This window comes from Martinezella sp. CNPSo 3890, from assembly GCF_057784455.1.
In genome coordinates, this window is record NZ_JBXSOR010000026.1 from 23,340 (window position 1) to 38,973 (window position 15,634).

The window sequence follows — 15,634 nt, forward strand, 5'->3', positions numbered from 1 at the left end:
GAACGAAGATGCAGAACCAGATGATGACGGCCGCTACGGCCGAACGCGAAACCTTGCCCCAAAGGCTCTATAGCGGCCTGAAGCTTCTCGACCGCATTCCGCATGACCTGATTGCTCTGATAGCGCGATTGTCGATCGCCGCCGTCTTCTGGCAATCCGGCCAGACCAAGGTGGATGGCTGGCACGTGACCGACAATGCCGTCTATCTCTTCCAGACGGAATACAAGCTACCGCTGGTCGATCCCTGGATCGCCGCGCACATTGCCGCCTTCAGCGAGCACTTCTTCCCATTTCTGCTGGTCATCGGATTGGCGAGCCGGCTCTCGGCGCTGGCGCTGCTCGGCATGACGCTGGTCATCGAGATCTTCGTCTATCCGGATGCCTGGCCGACGCATGGCACATGGGCAACCTGCTTTCTGGTGATCATCGCGGGCGGGCCGGGACGGATCGCGCTCGACCACCTGATTGCCAGGCGATTCGGCCGCTCGGCCTGAGATCGGTCAGATGGAAGCGCCAATTGCAAGTGGCGCTCCGTGATGCCAGCTGAATGCACATTTTCCGCGCATGTCGTTGTCGCAAAACCACGGCGTACTTCTGCGCGAGATGCCTTAACGCAGGACGGGTTCTCCGTGGAAACGGCGACGCGACGGCTTCGAGACCCCGAAACCCACCTCCATCATCAGCCGCGGCTTCTGAGTCGGCACGGTGCCCATATGGAAACCGAAGGGATCTTCGACGAAGCCCGAGCCGGCTTTGCCGGTCAGTGTCAGTGCATTCGCCTCGCCATAATAATCGAGCACTTCGTTTGCCGGATGGCCGACCAGCAAGGTCAGTTGATGACGGACCCGGCGACGCTTGTGACTTCCCTTGACGAAGACATGCGGACCAGTGCCCTCATCCACATCGACAAGATTGAAGAAGAATTTCAGCATCCGCCAGTCGTCGAGATCGAAGTGATATTTGTCGAGCGAGGCGAGGCTTCGGTCGGCTTCGGAAGCCTGGGTCGGGAAGCTCCACCAGATGCGGGTGGTGATCACCTTGGCCTGACCGCCGAGATATTGGCGGGCGACGTCGATCAGCAGCGGATCGCGCTGGACCGCCATGACCGCTTCGCAATCGAGCGAGCGCTCAAAAAAATGTCCGCTCAGAATCGGCCGCCCAAAACGAGCCTCCGCTTCCTTATGTTCGCCTGCGACGAATTCGAGCTTCCGGTTGAAATTGCCGAAGCAGGCGGTGTTGGCGGCGAATTCGGCGATTTCGCGATGAATATGATCCGGCAGCATCAGGCTCGGATAGATGCCATCGGTCCGCAGGGCGTTGACGACGGCGCTGCGATCGGTGCCGGCAAACATCGAAGCGCCGGAAACCGGAAGTCTGACGGGCTGCTTGGTGGCCAGCCAATGGATGCGCCGAATCGGCAAGGTTCTGGCCAGCAGGAACATCGGCAGCCAGGCCGGGTTTTCCTTAAGATCGGTCAGGTAGGTGGGTATCCTGACAGCCATTCGCTTGAATCGGCCGCCCCGTCGGGCGATAGACTCCAAGTCTTCTGCCGGGGGATTGTGCATAGCGATCCTTTCCACGCATTTAAAAGATCCGTGACAGCAGGCCCCCAACCCGCTGACGATAATTCATTGAAACTTTAACATTTATTCGCTCTCGCGAATGTCTGCTGCACCGCGGCAAATAGAAGTCGGCCGGCCTTGGTCAAGGGGATGAAAATCAAAACCTGATCGAATCGGTAGAAATTTCTGCAGAAACACGCAACGCTTTCGGAACTGTTGACGAATTCGCCCGGAAGGGTTGCTTTTCCGGGGTGGCGGGCGAGACAGACGCAAGGGATTGCGGGAACGGCGTATCGCGTTTGCCGTTGCTTAGGATAATGGCGCTAAAAATTTGATAGGAGCAAATAGCAGAGAAGTTGCGGATGGGCGGCTGCGGTCCATGTCGGCGACAATTTCCATTGTCTTCTAACAGTCATATTCCTGTTCGCATTATTGGCTAATGAGCGAGAAAACGTCAAAGAAGGCCCCTTAGATGACAGAAACGAAGAGCTTGGAGCCGGCAGAAGGCATCGTCGATTTCGACGCGGGTGAGGGCGAAAGCCCGACCGTGGTGGAAATGGACGATTATACCAAGAGCCTTGCTCAGGCGAAGGCCAAGTCCGTCAAGCTGGTCGACGCCATTACCGGTCAGGTGCTCAAGAAAAAAGACGCCGTGCATGTCGATGACCTCCGCCCGTCGCTCGCGGATTTCATGCGGCTGAAGCACCCGGAGCTTCGCGCGGACGACTATATCAGCCGCAAGGTCATGGACGATTATCGCGCTCAGTATATCGCCGAGCTGCTGACGGTGGAGCGCGGCGAGCTTTCTAACCTCGAGGACGAGGTCGTCGAAAGCCTGAAGACGCATGATACGCTGGCCGAGAACATCGAAGAGGACTACGAAGACCACCGCTCCATCGGCGACCGCATGGCGGACGGCGTCGCGTCCTTCGGCGGCAGCTGGACCTTCATCATCTCTTTCTGCCTGTTTCTCGCCGTCTGGATGGGCATCAATCTTGCCATGGGCGAGAAACAGGCCTTCGACGCCTATCCGTTCATCCTGCTGAACCTCGTTCTGTCGACCATCGCAGCACTCCAGGCGCCGATCATCATGATGAGCCAGCGCCGCCAGGAAGAGAAGGACCGCCTGCGTGCCCTCAACGACTACAAGGTCAATCTGAAGGCCGAACTGGAAATCCGCCACCTGCATGAAAAGGTCGACCATCTCCTTAATCGCCAATGGGAGCGTCTGACCGAAATCCAGCAGATCCAGATCGAGATGATGCTCGAACAGGCCAAGGCGGCGACCCGGGCGATCAAGGCAAATAAGGCAGCGAAGGCGAAGACCAGTGCCCTGAAGAGCCTCTTCACCAAGGTCAAGGATTCCGATCCGGACGATTCCGTCAACTGACATGGGCAAGCGGCCGTCTTACCGGCGCGCCCGCATAGACACGGTCGTTCGTTTCCCCTTCACGTAGCCCTCTGGTGCCGCTCACGGCGGCTCCGCTTGCCGATGCGGCGCTCCCTCCCTCTGTCGATCTGTCCGCTGCCGGTTTGCGAAGAGAACCGGCATGCACAGAAGATAGAGCGAAGCGCCGAGCACCCAGACCAGTCCGGGAAAGACATGCCTCGAGGCGAAGTAGATCTCGCTGATCGCCAGAGGCGCGATCATCGAGGCGAGGCTCGTCAGGCTGGTCAGCACTCCTTGCAAACGCCCCTGTTCGTCCGGACCCACGCGCTTGGTCAGCAAGGATAGCAGCGCCGGCTGGCCGACCCCGCCGATGCAGAAGAGCGGAAACAGAAAAAAGACGAGAAAACCCTGCGTGACGAAGGCGATGGCGACATAAGCCGCGCCGTCGCAGGCGATCGCGATCATGAGCGCGCAGCGTTCACCCCAGCGCTCGCTCAAGGGGCCGGCGACAAAGGCCTGGGCCAGCGCGTGGAACAGGCCGAAACCAGCGAGAGACAGGCCGACGGTCGCCGTATCCCAGTCGAACTTGTCCTGACCATAGAGCACCCAGACGGTGCCGCCGACCTCGCCGACAATGGCAAGGAGGATGGACATGAAGAGCAGCGGCACCAGCGGGAAACGCACCGATCCAGCGCAGCGGCGCCAGCGGATGAAAAGCCGCCGGATCAATCCGCTCGGGCTTCACCGTTCTTGTCTCGGGCAGCACGACAAGCGCAACTACGAAATTCACCATCACCAGAACCGCGGCCGCGACGAAAGGCGCACGTAGCGAAATCGTGCCGAGTACGCCTCCGATAACCGGTCCGAGGATGAAGCCGATGCCGAAACAGGCACTGAGAAGCCCGAAAGCGCCCGTCCGGCGCTCCTCCGGCGTGATGTCGGCAAGGCAGGCGCTCGCAACCGCGGCGTTGGCGGCCGTCAGGCCGGCGACGGCGCGGCCAAGGAACAGCCACCAGAAGCCTGGTGCCCACGCCATGAAAGCATAATCGATCATGCCACCCGCTAGCGAAGCGAGCAGCACAGGCCGGCGGCCGTAACGATCGCTCAACGTCCCGAGAATGGGAGAGGCGAGGAACTGCAATGCCGCATAGAGCGACAGGAAGGCGCCATAACGCCAACCGAGTTCGGGCGAATGCGCCACACTCCGCAGAAGCTCCGGCAGGATGGGCATAACAAGGCCGGTGCCGGCGGCATCGAGAACGACGACCGCCAAGATAGTCAAAAGCATCTTGTTCATAGCGAAAACTTATCATTGATAAGGAACTTTATCGCCGATAAATTATAAGAGAGAGACTGTCAATCGGAGAGGCCATGAAAATCGACAGGAGCCAGATCGTCGATACAGCCCTGACCATCTTGAATGAAGTCGGCATAGACAGCCTATCGACGCGGCTGATCGCCCAGCGCCTCGGTGTGCAGCAGCCCGCGCTCTATTGGCATTTCAAGGGCAAGCAGGCCCTTCTTGCGGCTATGAATGCCGAGATGCTAAGGCGAAATCACACCCGAAACATACCCCTTGCCGGAGAGACCTGGCAGGAATTCCTGCGCGCCAATGCCCGCAGCTTTCGCTCTGCCCTGCTGGCTTGGCGCGACGGCGCTCGCGTTCATGCGGGAACCGAGGTCGATGCTCCGCACCTCGATGCAATCGAAGCGCAGCTCGAATGCCTGCATACCGCCGGTTTTGATTCCGAAAAGGCTCTGGGGCTGCAGATCGCGATCAGTCGCTATGTGGTGGGGTGCGTGCTTGAGGAGCAGGCGGACGAAGCCGGTTCCGGGGACCGGCCGGCAATTGATGCCGCCGCCGAAAGCCATCCGAACCTTGCCAAAGCCTTGTCGGTCTATCGCGCCAAAGGCCATGAAGCCCTGTTCGAAGCCGGCCTTGAGCTGCTGATCAGCGGGGCCGGAACCAGCAAACAGATATAGTTGCGAGGATGGCGCCGACCGGGAAACGCATCATCTCTCGGCCTTGAAGGTGCGGCCAAGATCCGGCCCGGTTCCGAAATAATGTCGAAACACGTAAAACAGCGGGCTCCATCTGCTCGTATCGATGTGATGGGTGCCGGCGACGACGATATCTTTGTGCGCGTGGACACGAAGAACCTTCGCCTCTATGATGGAGAAGCCTTCGGCACGCTCCGAGGGCCAATCCCCGCCGGGAGGATGCGCCGCCACCACCTTCGCCTCGAATTGGATCGGACATTCAGCGATGCGCAGAGGCCGCACGAGATCGGCTGGCTGCGGCGTAAAGCCGCCCACATCGAATTTATCGGCCTCGAAACGATAGCCGATCTTTTCCTTATGCCGGGGAACGGGATCGCGGCCCGTGGTCGGCGCGATCGCCTCGACTTTTGGCCACAGCTCCGGCGACGGAAAATTCAGCACCAGCTGACGCTCGCGCAGGAGATTTTCCCGCCCCTTGCTAGTCGATGTCAGCCCGAGAACGACACGATCGTATAGAGCCCAAACCGAGGACATTGGCGAGATATTCGTCGTGCCATCAGGGTTGAGACTCGTAATCAGCACGACGGGAGTGCCGACATAAAGCACGCTGGGCTTGATTTCGATATGCTCGCGATCGCTCTCGACTGCGTTGAATTCGGCTGTGTTCGTTAACATTGCAACTCTCCTTTGAGAGTTTCAATGTAACCGACATGGAGCCTGAAATAGTTCGGCCGCGACCGAACTGTTGCCTTACGACGGGCGCGCCAGCCTCATTCCTCAGGCGACGGCGCTACGATTACCGTATCTTCAGCCATAAGCATCCGCCCATCCTGCGCCCGCAGTTCCAGCCGCCGCACCGGCAGCTTTGTCGCTCTGTCGACCAGCGTCACATGCGGCTCATTGGGCTCGAAAAAGAAATCCTCGCCCCATTGCCGAAGCGCGACTAACAGCGGAAACAGGCCCTGCCCTTTCTGCGTCAGCACATATTCCTGATAGGGGCTGCCGTCGGAGGCCGGCACGGTATCCATGATGCCGTGCGCGACGAGATTGCGCAGCCGGGCCGAGAGGATGTTCTTGGCAAGGCCGAGGCTTTTCTGAAATTCGCCGAATCGGCGCAACCCATCGAAAGCATCGCGGATGATCAGCAGCGACCACCAGTCGCCGATCGCATCCAGCGGCCGCGCCACACCGCACATCGAATCCTTATGGCTCACTCTCTTGGCCATGCCGTGCCTTCGCCTGTTTCAATGTCTGCCGTTAGGACCCCGATCAGACGCCTGATCGTGAGTTCAATATATTGGTTGCAAACTAAAACCGCAAGAGGTAATGGAAACATGGTTTCAAACTAAAACCACACTGGGAGAACGACTGTGATTCCTGCCAATGAAACATTCGCCGATACATTCCCCTTCGCACCGCATTTCACCGAGGCAGCAGGCTTCCTGATGCATTACGTCGACGAAGGCCCACGTGACGGCGAGATCATCCTCTGCCTGCATGGCGAGCCGACCTGGGGCTACCTGTTTCGCCATCTCATCTCGACACTGAGACGCGCGCACCGCGTCGTCGTTCCCGACCATATGGGCTTCGGCAAGAGCGAAACGCCTGAAGGACGCAGCTACTGGCTGCAGGACCATATCGCCAATCTGGAGACCTTCGTGCTCGCGCTTGACCTCACAGACATCACGCTCGTCATGCATGATTTCGGCGGCCCAGTCGGCATGGGCTTTGCCGCTCGTCATCCCCACAGGATTCGCCGCATCATCTCGGCAAACGGACCAACCTCCTTTGGCCAGGCCGATGTTATCGATCGCGCGGTAGCGAACGCCGCCGTATCCCCGTGGTTTCAATGGATCCTCAAGGCCGAAGCCGACGGCAAGCTGGAGCCGGTGCTCAACAATCTCGACTACAACATTCTGAGCACACTCAAGCTCAACGGCTTCGAAAACAACGCCATCATCGACGACACCTGGCTCGCAGCTTATGGCACACGTTTTACCACCGCGGCCGAGTGCCTTGGCGCGCTCGGCTGGGCCAAAGGCTTTGCAACCGGCGCCCACCAATTCGAGATACCCGATCCGGCCGCCGAGCGCATTATCCGTGGCAAACCGGCTTTTGCTATATGGGGCGAGGCGGACAGGACGCTGCATGCAGAACATTTCCTGCCGCTCTTTTCCGCTCTCTTTCCGTCGGCGCCCATCGAGCGCCTCCCAGGCGTCGGCCACTACTGCTTCGAGGACGCCCCTGAGACCATCTCAAGCCTGATCGCGGATTTCCTGCAACGGACTTGAACGCCGCGGTTCATGATCGAATTCAAAGCAAAGCGCAGGAGCGGGCGACCTTCCCGCGTCTGTCGATCAAGACATGGCTCGGCGTCTGCCGCCCCACCGCCACATGGCGCTTCGACAAGCCATATAAAGCCGGCGAGGGATGGCCGATATCGACTGACTCGATGCACCATCCAATTGACATTCCCAACGGCTGTGACACCGTTCCGGCTGGTTGCTGACCCAGCGTTTCGAGGCAAAATGACAAAGAGATCGCAAGCCGTTATCACCACAGCCGAAGAACGCCCGCGCGACGGATGGAACGACCCCGTCCACGGCTCCATCTCCTGGCACACGCTGCTCAGCAGCGACATCACCCCCACCGACAGCATGAGCGCCGGTATCGCCGAACTCGCGCCCGGCGGCGAGCTAAAACCCCATCGCCACGACCCATCGGAAATCTACTTCATCTTCGAGGGAACCGGCATCGTCCGCATCGACGGCCAGGAAACCACGGTCAGGGCGGGCACCACGGTCTTTATCCCCGGCAACGCCGAACACGGCATCCGCAACGAATCATCGGCCTATCTGAAATTCTTCTATGTGTTTCCGACTGGATCCTTTGCTGATGTGGTCTATCGGTTTCCGGAGGGTTAAGTTTTTCGAGCTGGCTTTCAGCGAATCTGCTTGCTCAATAGTAGTCTGCAACAAAGGCCAAAATGGCGGAAAGGATTCTTAAAGAACCCGATTACCTCCTCAGGGCGCAGCTTCTTGTTGAACGTCTTCCTGCCGCCGGGATCGGCTTCATGCACTTGAAATATGTCTTTGGCCAGATCCAAACCAACGACAACCGTGTGTTTCAAAATAGCTCCATAGGATAAATGAAGGAGCCACATGGTGTCGGCTGATTAAACATTAATGAGAACTGGCGGACAGGCAGGGCAAAGCCGGCCAGAGTGTTTTCCGGACTCCGATCGTCAGGCCACAGGCGATGACTACCCATTATCCGTTCTTACTTTTCGGCTTGCGGTTCGTCGTAAGCTCACGCCCCATTGTGCGTGAAATTTTTCGCCAGTCGTGGCCGCCCGTGCCGGGGATGCGTAGGAGTTCGGCAGAGCTGATTGAGCTCATATCTTCAGCCGTCTCATAGCCAAGTTGATTAAGTTCGGCGAGCAAGCTTGGGCGGAGTTTTAAGTCTTTGAGAGGTGTCGTCATAAGCAGCAGGATCGCAGATCACCGCCAATCTTCAATACGGTGAATCATACAAGCTCGGTTGCGCTTAAGCTTTCGAATGGTTGCTCCCGCGAACTCTCCAACTATTGCTGTCGATTACGCGTAGGACGCCCCGGCAGGGGATCAAGGATTATCCCATGTAAGCAAAGGTATTTTAGTTGCGTCAATTGCAACCAAAAGGGTTTAAGGGTAACTGCAGCCCAAATTATACGTATCCGAGCGGAAGATAGACTTGCAATCGCCCATGCCGTGTAGTTTGCTAAACCGTAGTTTGGGGTAGCGTCATGCGTAAAGTTCTTAATTCTGCGCTTCACGGCATTGCGGCCTTGTTGGCTAGCGTGGCGATGACAGCATCAACCCTAGCGGCCGAAAATAGCTTCGGTCCGTTCTCGGTTGATGATGCCAAACCGGACGTCATAACTCTAAGCGGAGAGATTGATGCCGGTTCCGCATTGAATTTTCGACGCGCGCTTCAAGCTGCTCCGAATGCGAAGCTCGTCACTCTTAATAGCATCGGCGGAAATGTTCAGATGGCATTGTTGATCGCCGATGACATTCATCAGCGAAAACTGGCAACTTATATTCCAAAGGACAGCAGGTGCTTCTCCTCGTGCTCTTACATATTCCTCGCTGGAATCGAGAGGAAAGCAGACGGCCAGCTGGGCGTTCACCAGATATCCTCAGACGCGCCTGATTTGGTTGGAGCCCAGCTCGCGATTTCCGACATTATCGATTTGCTCAACCGATTCGATACGCCCGTTGAAGTGATGAGCGTGATGTTCAAGACACCACCCAACGACATGCATATTTTTACGGTGGACGAAATCGAACGCTATAAGCTCAATCGAACCGGCGCTGGGTCACAATCAACTACGGCAGCGGCTGCGACTTCCCCGTCAACAGTGCCCAGCACGAGCGAAAATTCCACGCCGGCGCAGACCACCGCTCCGCCCTCGCAAACGCCACCTGTTACGGCAGCTGCATCCGCGCCTCCAACTTCGCAAGAAACGCAAGCACTAGTATCGCCCATCGAGCAGTTCACGAAGCGACCGAACAGAATTGCGATTTATACGGGCATGGACCTCTTCGGTGACGATATCTCTTCGACGAGGGTCGTTGATGCTGCAGCCTGCGCGTTGAGTTGCCTGCTGACAAAAGGAGAATGCAAAGCGTTCACCTTCAATGCCGACCCCAAGATTAAACGCGGTCCCAATTGCTTCCTTAAATCAAGCGCAGGGCGAGCCGACGGCAACAGCGTTGCATTTTCCGGCCGTTTCCTCAGCGCCGCCGACGCGGACCCGTCTGCGATCACACTTGGCACGATCGATCCTAAGTCCGCACTTTTTGACAATGTCGACTTGCCGGGTGGCGACTTATCCCGCTTTCCCGATCGCGCGGCCAAGACGTCGCTTGATTGTCGCTTGGCTTGCATAGATGAGGCGCAGTGCGTGGCTTTCACCTACTTAAAGAAGAAGAAGGAATGTTGGCTTAAGGGTTTCATCGGAACACCAATATTCGGGAAAGATATGGTCAGCGGCATGAAGAAGCTGCAGACCTTCTCGCCGGCGAAAATAATAAGCTTAAATTAATTGTGCGCGATGCAATCTGACAGACCTACGCTTACCCAGGTTCAAATTATCCAGTCACTGGCGGAGGCGCTCTCCTGGCTTGAGAAGGAAATCAGCTGGGGGGTTAGCCCAGGCGAACTCAATCATCTGACCGGTCGAATCGGGGAGCTCTACGCCGCGATGATTACTCGCGGCCAGATGGCTCTCGACACCAACCAACGCGGCTATGATGTTGTCTCGGCATCGAACGAGCGAATCTCTGTCAAAACAGTCACGACCTCGACGCACGTTGGTTTCAATCAAAACACGTTCCACTTTGTCGACCGCGTGATGGTGCTGCGCGTCAATATTGACGATGAAAAAGGCGTGTCTGTTGAAGAATTGCTCGACGCTCCCTCTGAAGATGCAAAAAAGCTAATGCGCTCGAACGCCGGCAAACTCGTGTATCCAATAAGTCGTGGCGCTCGCGAGGAAAGGCCCGTCGAAGATCTCGAAGTTACAGCGCGGGCACCCTACGCCGACTTCGAAGTCATTCAATATGAAAGCGGAGCGATCCGAATCCGGCGAAATGGTGAGCTCCAGCCCGTGGTCGTGAAAGAAATGCTAAGGCCGATAGCAACGGAAGTTGGTGTCGATCTATTCAATTCGAAGGGTGCCCTTAAGAATACGCAGCAACTGGGCGCGGATGTCATTCGGGCTTTGAATGCTAGACGCGGCCAGTGAAAACGACTGTAAGGTCGTCAGGGTCCCCGCGTTTTGGGCCGTCAACATGTGATCTTAAAGGCATATTTGGCACGATGCATGGTAAGTCCTCTAGGGAACCTAAGTATTTGCCCGATACGCATTGTCACAATGAAGACTGAGCCAGCCTATTCGATACCTCCACCAGCCGTCCTCGAAAAGTCTGATCGAGCCGGATCATCGCATCAACCATGTAATCGATCATTGTTGGCCATTGATCACGATCAAATATGTTGCCGTCTTGCTGAGCCTTGATACGGCAGGCACGTTTTCCCTCAAGTCGTTCCCAAATGAGCTGTTCACCAAATTGCGCCGTGATAGCTGCTATGTCGGCATATAGGCCGTCAAAAATTGCCTTGTTCAGTTCACCGTTACCGGTATCGATATATGCATCAACTCTTGCGACTTCGCGCCTCACAACGAAATTGAAGCTAACTCCACGAGTGCCCGAGCCGGTGCCGATCCAGTTCTTCGTTCCCGGGGAGACATTTCGGAAGAGATTGCTGCGGCTATTCATGATCGGCAGCAACATCGCCCAAAATTCCTGGCGCAAGCCATGGCGGGCTTTCTCAGCTTCCACACCCTCGACTTCGTCTTGAGCCTTGGCGGCCAAGCCGATCATAAAATCTTCTGCGTCCTTGGTAGGAATAATCTGATCCACCGTTAGAAAAAGATCATCGCCCCTTGAGAAAGGCGTTACCTTGAAGCACTGCATTCGGAGCCTAAAGCTCGATAGCCAAAGAACTGTCGATGTAACTTCTTTTCGAAAGTTTGCGGCCACGAGCATGATCCGCTGCGTGACGCCTTTATTCAGAACGACTTCTTGATACTCGTCCTCATCAAGAAAGGCACATAGCTGTTCTTCCGCTTTGATGCCAGGTGAATGCCGATCCAGATAAGATTGGAAAATGTCGCGAATGTCGTCCTTTGTGAGACGCGCGCAATAGGAGGCATATTTTAGCGCCTGCCAGGTTACGTCTCGTCCGGTATCATCCAGCTTATTTTCAATGATTACGAGGGAACCTTGCTTATCTATTGCGAGCAAGTCGAGGCGCTCCTGCGTATCCGAGAAACCTGCAAATTCCTTCTGGATTATCAGCAGATCTTCGCCCAGCGCATCAGGTTGTTTGGCAATCCACTCTTGCAAGTGAGCTCGCTCACGAAAACCAAGCTCAGAAAATGAACGCGGTGAAAGCCGCTCGATCCGATTATCTGCCTTTTCGATCTTAAACATCACCGTCTCCTGTTCTCTCTGGAATGACAGAAAGCGATTAACGTCCGATCACCGAGAGGCAGTGAACAAAAAGCATCTCCGGATCACCAGATGGTTTCAAATGGATATTGGCGATAATACGTAGAATGTCCCGGCGGGGAGTGAAGGATTATTCACGCGCTCTATTACTTCGGCTACATTCAAACTCCGCAAAGTCCTGACGCCGAACATATACCACAATGGCAATGGTTAGGTGGTGGGCGCGGAGCTGGCCGGTGGATCATACTCCGGCGGTCGGGTAGCAACCACATTCCCTATGCGGTCTTGAACTGACGCAGGAAATAGGCTTTCCTCTATCTGCGCCTTTTTGATCTTCTGCTTCCCATCGGCTACCTGGATGAGATCATTCGAATGCCCTAGATGCGGAGGAGCAACTATAAATATTTCCTTCTCGGGAAATTGCATCTTTACCATTTCAACCGCCGGCTTCAAGTCGCTATCACGCGAGATTATATAAGCACGGTCATATGTATTTCTATAAGCTTCATTGAGAACATAAAGTGCCACATTGACATCTGTTTCTTTTTCTTCGTGTTGAACCCATGTAGTTCCACAGTCATGACAATGTTTACGCTTTTCTTTAAACTGCCCTAACACAACTTGGACGCCGCTTGCATTGAGCGCGGCCACGTATTGCTCATGGCGGATTTTTTGATCTGGTAACCAATGAGCATAGGCGGAGAAATAGTATACCGCCTGAACTGTCTCTGTCTTGGGCGATATCTGCCGACGCATAAGGCGCATCAGATCAACCCATTTCAGATGGGGTTCATTGAGACGCTTTATTGCGTGATACAGGTTAAACCCATCAATGAAAAAGGAAGATCGAATCATAGCGACAGTTAAATACATGCCGCACAAATAATAAACCCCACGAACCTGAATCCGTGGGGTCCGCTGGGCTAACCATACGGGATTATGTCGTTGTTATATGTGATTTGCCTCTCAGATGTAAAGAGCGACTCGGGGCGGCGGACTCTTTTTCCGAAAAATGTCAAGACCACCACTACATATTGGGGTGGCACTGATAGCTACCCCCTACATAGATGCGTGCTCAATGCGCCTTGGCAGTGGCGGCGAGCACGATTGCTAGGCATCCGAAGGAGATCAAGCCAACAATCAACAATATCATTGCTGAAATTTTATCATAAAAAGCAATGATTTATGGCGGAGAGGGTGGGATTTGAACCCACGATACCCTTGCAGGTATGCCGCATTTCGAGTGCGGTGCATTCGACCACTCTGCCACCTCTCCGGTTATGCTGGTCGGCGCGTTTCTCAGCGCGGGGGCTACATAGCGACAGAAGAGAGGGATGGCAAGGGCGAATGTGAAAGCTTTATGATCCTTTTGCCTTGACAGATCAGGGGCGCTTATATATCCCGTGCGACGCAATAGGTGTGGATAAGTCCGCCCCTTGCCCGCCCTGCTTCACGCAGGGTTTCACCGGCAGAACTTTTTGAAGGCTCAAGCCTTTGGAACCCTGCTAAGTTTCGACTGATAAAAAGACGGCCGCTCGCCCTCGAAGCGAGAGAGCCGGAACGAACATGAAAGGATAAAAAATGTTCGCAGTCATCAAGACCGGCGGTAAGCAGTACCGTGTGGCAGCCAACGACGTGCTGACCATCGAGAAGCTCGAAGTCACCGCCGGCGACACCGTAGAATTCACCGAAGTCCTCGTTATCGGCGAAGGCGCCGACGCTGCGATTGGTGCTCCCTTCGTCAAGGGCGCTTCCGTCAAGGCCGAAGTGGTCGAGCACAACCGCGGCAAGAAGGTCATCGCCTTCAAGAAGCGCCGTCGTCAGAACTCGAAGCGTTCGCGCGGCCATCGCCAGCATCACACTGTTGTCCGCATCACGGACATCGTGGCTGCCAAGTAAGTAACGGGATCAAGGTTTAAAGGAGAACTCCAATGGCACACAAAAAAGCTGGCGGTTCCTCGCGCAACGGTCGCGATTCCGAATCCAAGCGCCTTGGCGTGAAGAAGTTCGGCGGCGAAGCCGTCATCGCAGGCAACATTATCGTGCGTCAGCGCGGCACGCAGTGGCACCCGGGTTCCAACGTTGGCCTCGGCAAGGATCACACGATTTTTGCGCTTACGGCGGGCAACGTGAACTACCGTACGAAGGCCAATGGCCGCGTGTACGTGTCTGTAATGCCGAAAGCGGAAGCAGCGGAATAAGCCGGTAGCGCTCTAAAACAGCCGGCGTCTCATCGACCCGGCTGACCGCATCAGGTTCAGTCCAGAAAACAGGGGAGATGGGGCGCCATCTCCCCTTTTTCTTTACCCTCAACCAAGGAGGACTGAACCATGCAAGGCGAATTGTTAAGGGAAGACCAATCGAGGTCTCCCGAAGAACGGCTGAGGCCGGAGCGGTTAAGGACCGATTGCCCTGTCTTACTGTCGGAAAGGCTCGTTCTGCGCGCACCCCACGAAGAAGACATCGACGCCCTTGCCCATCTCGCCAACAACGCCCATGTCGCCACAATGGTATCGCGTATGCCGCACCCGTATACGACCGCCGATGCCGCCGATTTCGTGCGACGCACGAAGCTTGGCGAGATTGGCAAGTGCGTCTATGCGATTACCAAAGCCGACAACGGCGCCTTTCTCGGTTGCTGCGGGGTCGAACCCACGGGCGACCCGAACACGGTCGAGATCGGTTACTGGCTGGGCGAACCCTATTGGAACCAGGGCTATACGACGGAAGCGGCCCATGCCCTCATCGACATGGTCTTCCGCACGCGTGAGAATGTGGCGCAAATCGATGCCCGTTGCCGGGTAACGAACGTCGCATCGAGGCGCGTCGTGCAGAAGTGCGGCTTCCAGTTCCAGGGATCCGGCCTTGCTGCGTCGCTGGCGCTCGGCAGCACCGTGCCGGTCGAATGGTACCGGCTCGACCGCAAGACCTGGATCTCGCTGCGCAGCTGGGGAGGCATGAGATGAACGCTCTCACCCTCACCCGCCGCGATACCCGGATTCTGACGCCCGGGCCAACGCCGGTCATCCAGACCGGCCGACTGACGCTGCGCCCGCACCGGCTCAGCGACGCCGATATGATTGCGGAATCGCTTTCGGATTTCGCCGTCACCCGCATGCTGGCCCGCGTTCCCGCGCCCTATGACCGGCAGGATGCGCTCGACTGGCTGGTCGAGCACACCTCCGGCCTCGGTGTCGATTGGGAGCTCGCCATCACCGAGCGGGATGATGCCCATATCGGCTGCGTCGGCATCGAGCTTCGCCACGGCCGCTGGCACCTCGGTTATTGGCTGAACCGCTTCTACTGGCGGCAAGGCATCATGACCGAAGCGGTCAAGGCTGCGCTCGAACGTTTTGCCCGGCGCATGCCCGAAGTCGCCGTTTATTCCGGCGTCTTCGCCGACAATCCGGCGTCGCTCAAGCTGCAGCAGAAGCTCGGCTTCGAGATCATCGGCTGCTCGGAGATCTACAGCTTTGCCCGCAACACCATGGTTCCGCATATCGAAACCGTGCTGAAGCCGGGCGCGCTGCGGCTCTCGCAGGCGGCCTGAGCCATGAGAATAGGCCATCGCCGGCCCGTCCGGCGATGGCTGTCATATCAATCACGCAGTTCCGCCCCTT

Annotated in this window: 17 protein-coding genes, 1 tRNA gene and 1 pseudogene; 11 read left to right on the top strand and 8 right to left on the bottom strand. The window is 56.5% G+C overall.

Annotated features, from left to right (window positions below):
- Positions 1-8 precede the first annotated feature (8 nt).
- A complete protein-coding gene (locus AC13RC_RS32175; RefSeq protein WP_488559615.1) occupies positions 9-494 on the top strand; it encodes a DoxX family protein in 486 nt (161 codons plus the stop codon).
- Positions 495-608: 114 nt separating this feature from the next.
- On the opposite strand, the gene AC13RC_RS32180 is transcribed toward AC13RC_RS32175, so the two are convergent.
- A complete protein-coding gene (locus AC13RC_RS32180) occupies positions 609-1,565 on the bottom strand; it encodes a phytanoyl-CoA dioxygenase family protein (RefSeq protein ID WP_488559616.1) in 957 nt (318 codons plus the stop codon).
- Between the two features lie 469 nt (positions 1,566-2,034).
- On the opposite strand from AC13RC_RS32180, the gene AC13RC_RS32185 reads away from it, so the two are divergent.
- A complete protein-coding gene (locus tag AC13RC_RS32185; RefSeq protein ID WP_113352809.1) occupies positions 2,035-2,952 on the top strand; it encodes a DUF1003 domain-containing protein in 918 nt (305 codons plus the stop codon).
- A gap of 81 nt (positions 2,953-3,033) precedes the next feature.
- Here AC13RC_RS32185 and AC13RC_RS32190 read toward each other — a convergent pair.
- Positions 3,034-4,249, bottom strand: a pseudogene (locus tag AC13RC_RS32190) (TCR/Tet family MFS transporter).
- A 74-nt stretch (positions 4,250-4,323) separates the two neighbouring features.
- Here AC13RC_RS32190 and AC13RC_RS32195 point away from each other — a divergent pair.
- Positions 4,324-4,935, top strand: a complete 612-nt coding sequence (locus tag AC13RC_RS32195) for a TetR/AcrR family transcriptional regulator C-terminal domain-containing protein (RefSeq protein WP_488559617.1) — start codon at positions 4,324-4,326, stop codon at positions 4,933-4,935.
- A gap of 30 nt (positions 4,936-4,965) precedes the next feature.
- Here the strand turns inward: AC13RC_RS32195 and AC13RC_RS32200 are convergent, their stop codons facing one another.
- Together AC13RC_RS32200 and AC13RC_RS32205 are read right to left on the bottom strand one after the other, a co-directional pair.
- Complete coding sequence (locus AC13RC_RS32200) at positions 4,966-5,628, bottom strand: flavin reductase family protein (protein ID WP_488559618.1); 663 nt, start codon at positions 5,626-5,628, stop codon at positions 4,966-4,968.
- 95 nt (positions 5,629-5,723) lie between these two features.
- A complete protein-coding gene (locus tag AC13RC_RS32205; protein WP_112724095.1) occupies positions 5,724-6,179 on the bottom strand; it encodes a winged helix-turn-helix transcriptional regulator in 456 nt (151 codons plus the stop codon).
- Between the two features lie 144 nt (positions 6,180-6,323).
- Here AC13RC_RS32205 and AC13RC_RS32210 point away from each other — a divergent pair, with 144 nt between their 5' ends.
- Together AC13RC_RS32210 and AC13RC_RS32215 are read left to right on the top strand one after the other, a co-directional pair.
- Positions 6,324-7,244 (top strand): alpha/beta fold hydrolase, encoded by a 921-nt coding sequence (locus AC13RC_RS32210; protein WP_488559619.1) that lies wholly within the window; start codon positions 6,324-6,326, stop codon positions 7,242-7,244.
- A 237-nt stretch (positions 7,245-7,481) separates the two neighbouring features.
- Positions 7,482-7,877: a cupin domain-containing protein gene (locus tag AC13RC_RS32215; RefSeq protein WP_488559620.1), complete on the top strand. Its 396-nt coding sequence runs from the start codon at positions 7,482-7,484 to the stop codon at positions 7,875-7,877.
- Positions 7,878-8,222: 345 nt separating this feature from the next.
- Here AC13RC_RS32215 and AC13RC_RS32220 read toward each other — a convergent pair whose 3' ends face one another.
- The gene (locus AC13RC_RS32220; protein WP_488559621.1) at positions 8,223-8,435 is read right to left on the bottom strand and encodes a hypothetical protein; all 213 of its coding nucleotides are present in this window, start codon (positions 8,433-8,435) and stop codon (positions 8,223-8,225) included.
- 302 nt (positions 8,436-8,737) lie between these two features.
- Here AC13RC_RS32220 and AC13RC_RS32225 point away from each other — a divergent pair, with 302 nt between their 5' ends.
- Both AC13RC_RS32225 and AC13RC_RS32230 read left to right on the top strand, forming a co-directional pair.
- Positions 8,738-10,042, top strand: coding sequence for a PAN domain-containing protein (locus AC13RC_RS32225; RefSeq protein ID WP_488559622.1), 1,305 nt, complete (start codon positions 8,738-8,740; stop codon positions 10,040-10,042).
- Between the two features lie 9 nt (positions 10,043-10,051).
- Positions 10,052-10,744 (top strand): DUF6998 domain-containing protein, encoded by a 693-nt coding sequence (locus AC13RC_RS32230; RefSeq protein ID WP_488559623.1) that lies wholly within the window; start codon positions 10,052-10,054, stop codon positions 10,742-10,744.
- Between the two features lie 124 nt (positions 10,745-10,868).
- On the opposite strand, the gene AC13RC_RS32235 is transcribed toward AC13RC_RS32230, so the two are convergent.
- From AC13RC_RS32235 to AC13RC_RS32245, 3 genes are all read right to left on the bottom strand, one after another.
- Positions 10,869-11,996 (bottom strand): DUF4268 domain-containing protein, encoded by a 1,128-nt coding sequence (locus AC13RC_RS32235; RefSeq protein WP_488559624.1) that lies wholly within the window; start codon positions 11,994-11,996, stop codon positions 10,869-10,871.
- Positions 11,997-12,224: 228 nt separating this feature from the next.
- The gene (locus tag AC13RC_RS32240) at positions 12,225-12,887 is read right to left on the bottom strand and encodes an NYN domain-containing protein (protein WP_488559634.1); all 663 of its coding nucleotides are present in this window, start codon (positions 12,885-12,887) and stop codon (positions 12,225-12,227) included.
- Positions 12,888-13,200: 313 nt separating this feature from the next.
- A tRNA-Ser gene (locus AC13RC_RS32245) sits at positions 13,201-13,290 on the bottom strand.
- A gap of 305 nt (positions 13,291-13,595) precedes the next feature.
- Here AC13RC_RS32245 and rplU point away from each other — a divergent pair.
- The 4 genes from rplU (at position 13,596) to AC13RC_RS32265 (ending at position 15,564) form a co-directional block, all read left to right on the top strand.
- Entirely contained in the window at positions 13,596-13,913 is a 318-nt protein-coding gene (gene rplU, locus AC13RC_RS32250; protein ID WP_028753733.1) for a 50S ribosomal protein L21, read from the top strand.
- Positions 13,914-13,945: 32 nt separating this feature from the next.
- On the top strand, positions 13,946-14,215 hold the full coding sequence (rpmA, locus tag AC13RC_RS32255; RefSeq protein ID WP_004127267.1) for a 50S ribosomal protein L27: 270 nt from the start codon (positions 13,946-13,948) through the stop codon (positions 14,213-14,215).
- Positions 14,216-14,344: 129 nt separating this feature from the next.
- Positions 14,345-14,980 (top strand): GNAT family N-acetyltransferase, encoded by a 636-nt coding sequence (locus tag AC13RC_RS32260; RefSeq protein WP_113352816.1) that lies wholly within the window; start codon positions 14,345-14,347, stop codon positions 14,978-14,980.
- Entirely contained in the window at positions 14,977-15,564 is a 588-nt protein-coding gene (locus AC13RC_RS32265; protein ID WP_113366489.1) for a GNAT family N-acetyltransferase, read from the top strand. Before AC13RC_RS32260 ends, AC13RC_RS32265 begins: the two co-directional genes overlap by 4 nt.
- Positions 15,565-15,634 lie beyond the last annotated feature (70 nt).

Coding starts and splice junctions, on each gene's coding strand:
- AC13RC_RS32175 (WP_488559615.1), top strand. CDS start 9: ATGCAGAACCAGATGATGACGGCCGCTACGGCCGAACGCGAAACCTTG.
- AC13RC_RS32180 (WP_488559616.1), bottom strand. CDS start 1,565: ATGCACAATCCCCCGGCAGAAGACTTGGAGTCTATCGCCCGACGGGGC.
- AC13RC_RS32185 (WP_113352809.1), top strand. CDS start 2,035: ATGACAGAAACGAAGAGCTTGGAGCCGGCAGAAGGCATCGTCGATTTC.
- AC13RC_RS32195 (WP_488559617.1), top strand. CDS start 4,324: ATGAAAATCGACAGGAGCCAGATCGTCGATACAGCCCTGACCATCTTG.
- AC13RC_RS32200 (WP_488559618.1), bottom strand. CDS start 5,628: ATGTTAACGAACACAGCCGAATTCAACGCAGTCGAGAGCGATCGCGAG.
- AC13RC_RS32205 (WP_112724095.1), bottom strand. CDS start 6,179: ATGGCCAAGAGAGTGAGCCATAAGGATTCGATGTGCGGTGTGGCGCGG.
- AC13RC_RS32215 (WP_488559620.1), top strand. CDS start 7,482: ATGACAAAGAGATCGCAAGCCGTTATCACCACAGCCGAAGAACGCCCG.
- AC13RC_RS32220 (WP_488559621.1), bottom strand. CDS start 8,435: ATGACGACACCTCTCAAAGACTTAAAACTCCGCCCAAGCTTGCTCGCC.
- AC13RC_RS32225 (WP_488559622.1), top strand. CDS start 8,738: ATGCGTAAAGTTCTTAATTCTGCGCTTCACGGCATTGCGGCCTTGTTG.
- AC13RC_RS32230 (WP_488559623.1), top strand. CDS start 10,052: ATGCAATCTGACAGACCTACGCTTACCCAGGTTCAAATTATCCAGTCA.
- AC13RC_RS32235 (WP_488559624.1), bottom strand. CDS start 11,996: ATGTTTAAGATCGAAAAGGCAGATAATCGGATCGAGCGGCTTTCACCG.
- AC13RC_RS32240 (WP_488559634.1), bottom strand. CDS start 12,887: ATGTATTTAACTGTCGCTATGATTCGATCTTCCTTTTTCATTGATGGG.
- rplU (WP_028753733.1), top strand. CDS start 13,596: ATGTTCGCAGTCATCAAGACCGGCGGTAAGCAGTACCGTGTGGCAGCC.
- rpmA (WP_004127267.1), top strand. CDS start 13,946: ATGGCACACAAAAAAGCTGGCGGTTCCTCGCGCAACGGTCGCGATTCC.
- AC13RC_RS32260 (WP_113352816.1), top strand. CDS start 14,345: ATGCAAGGCGAATTGTTAAGGGAAGACCAATCGAGGTCTCCCGAAGAA.
- AC13RC_RS32265 (WP_113366489.1), top strand. CDS start 14,977: ATGAACGCTCTCACCCTCACCCGCCGCGATACCCGGATTCTGACGCCC.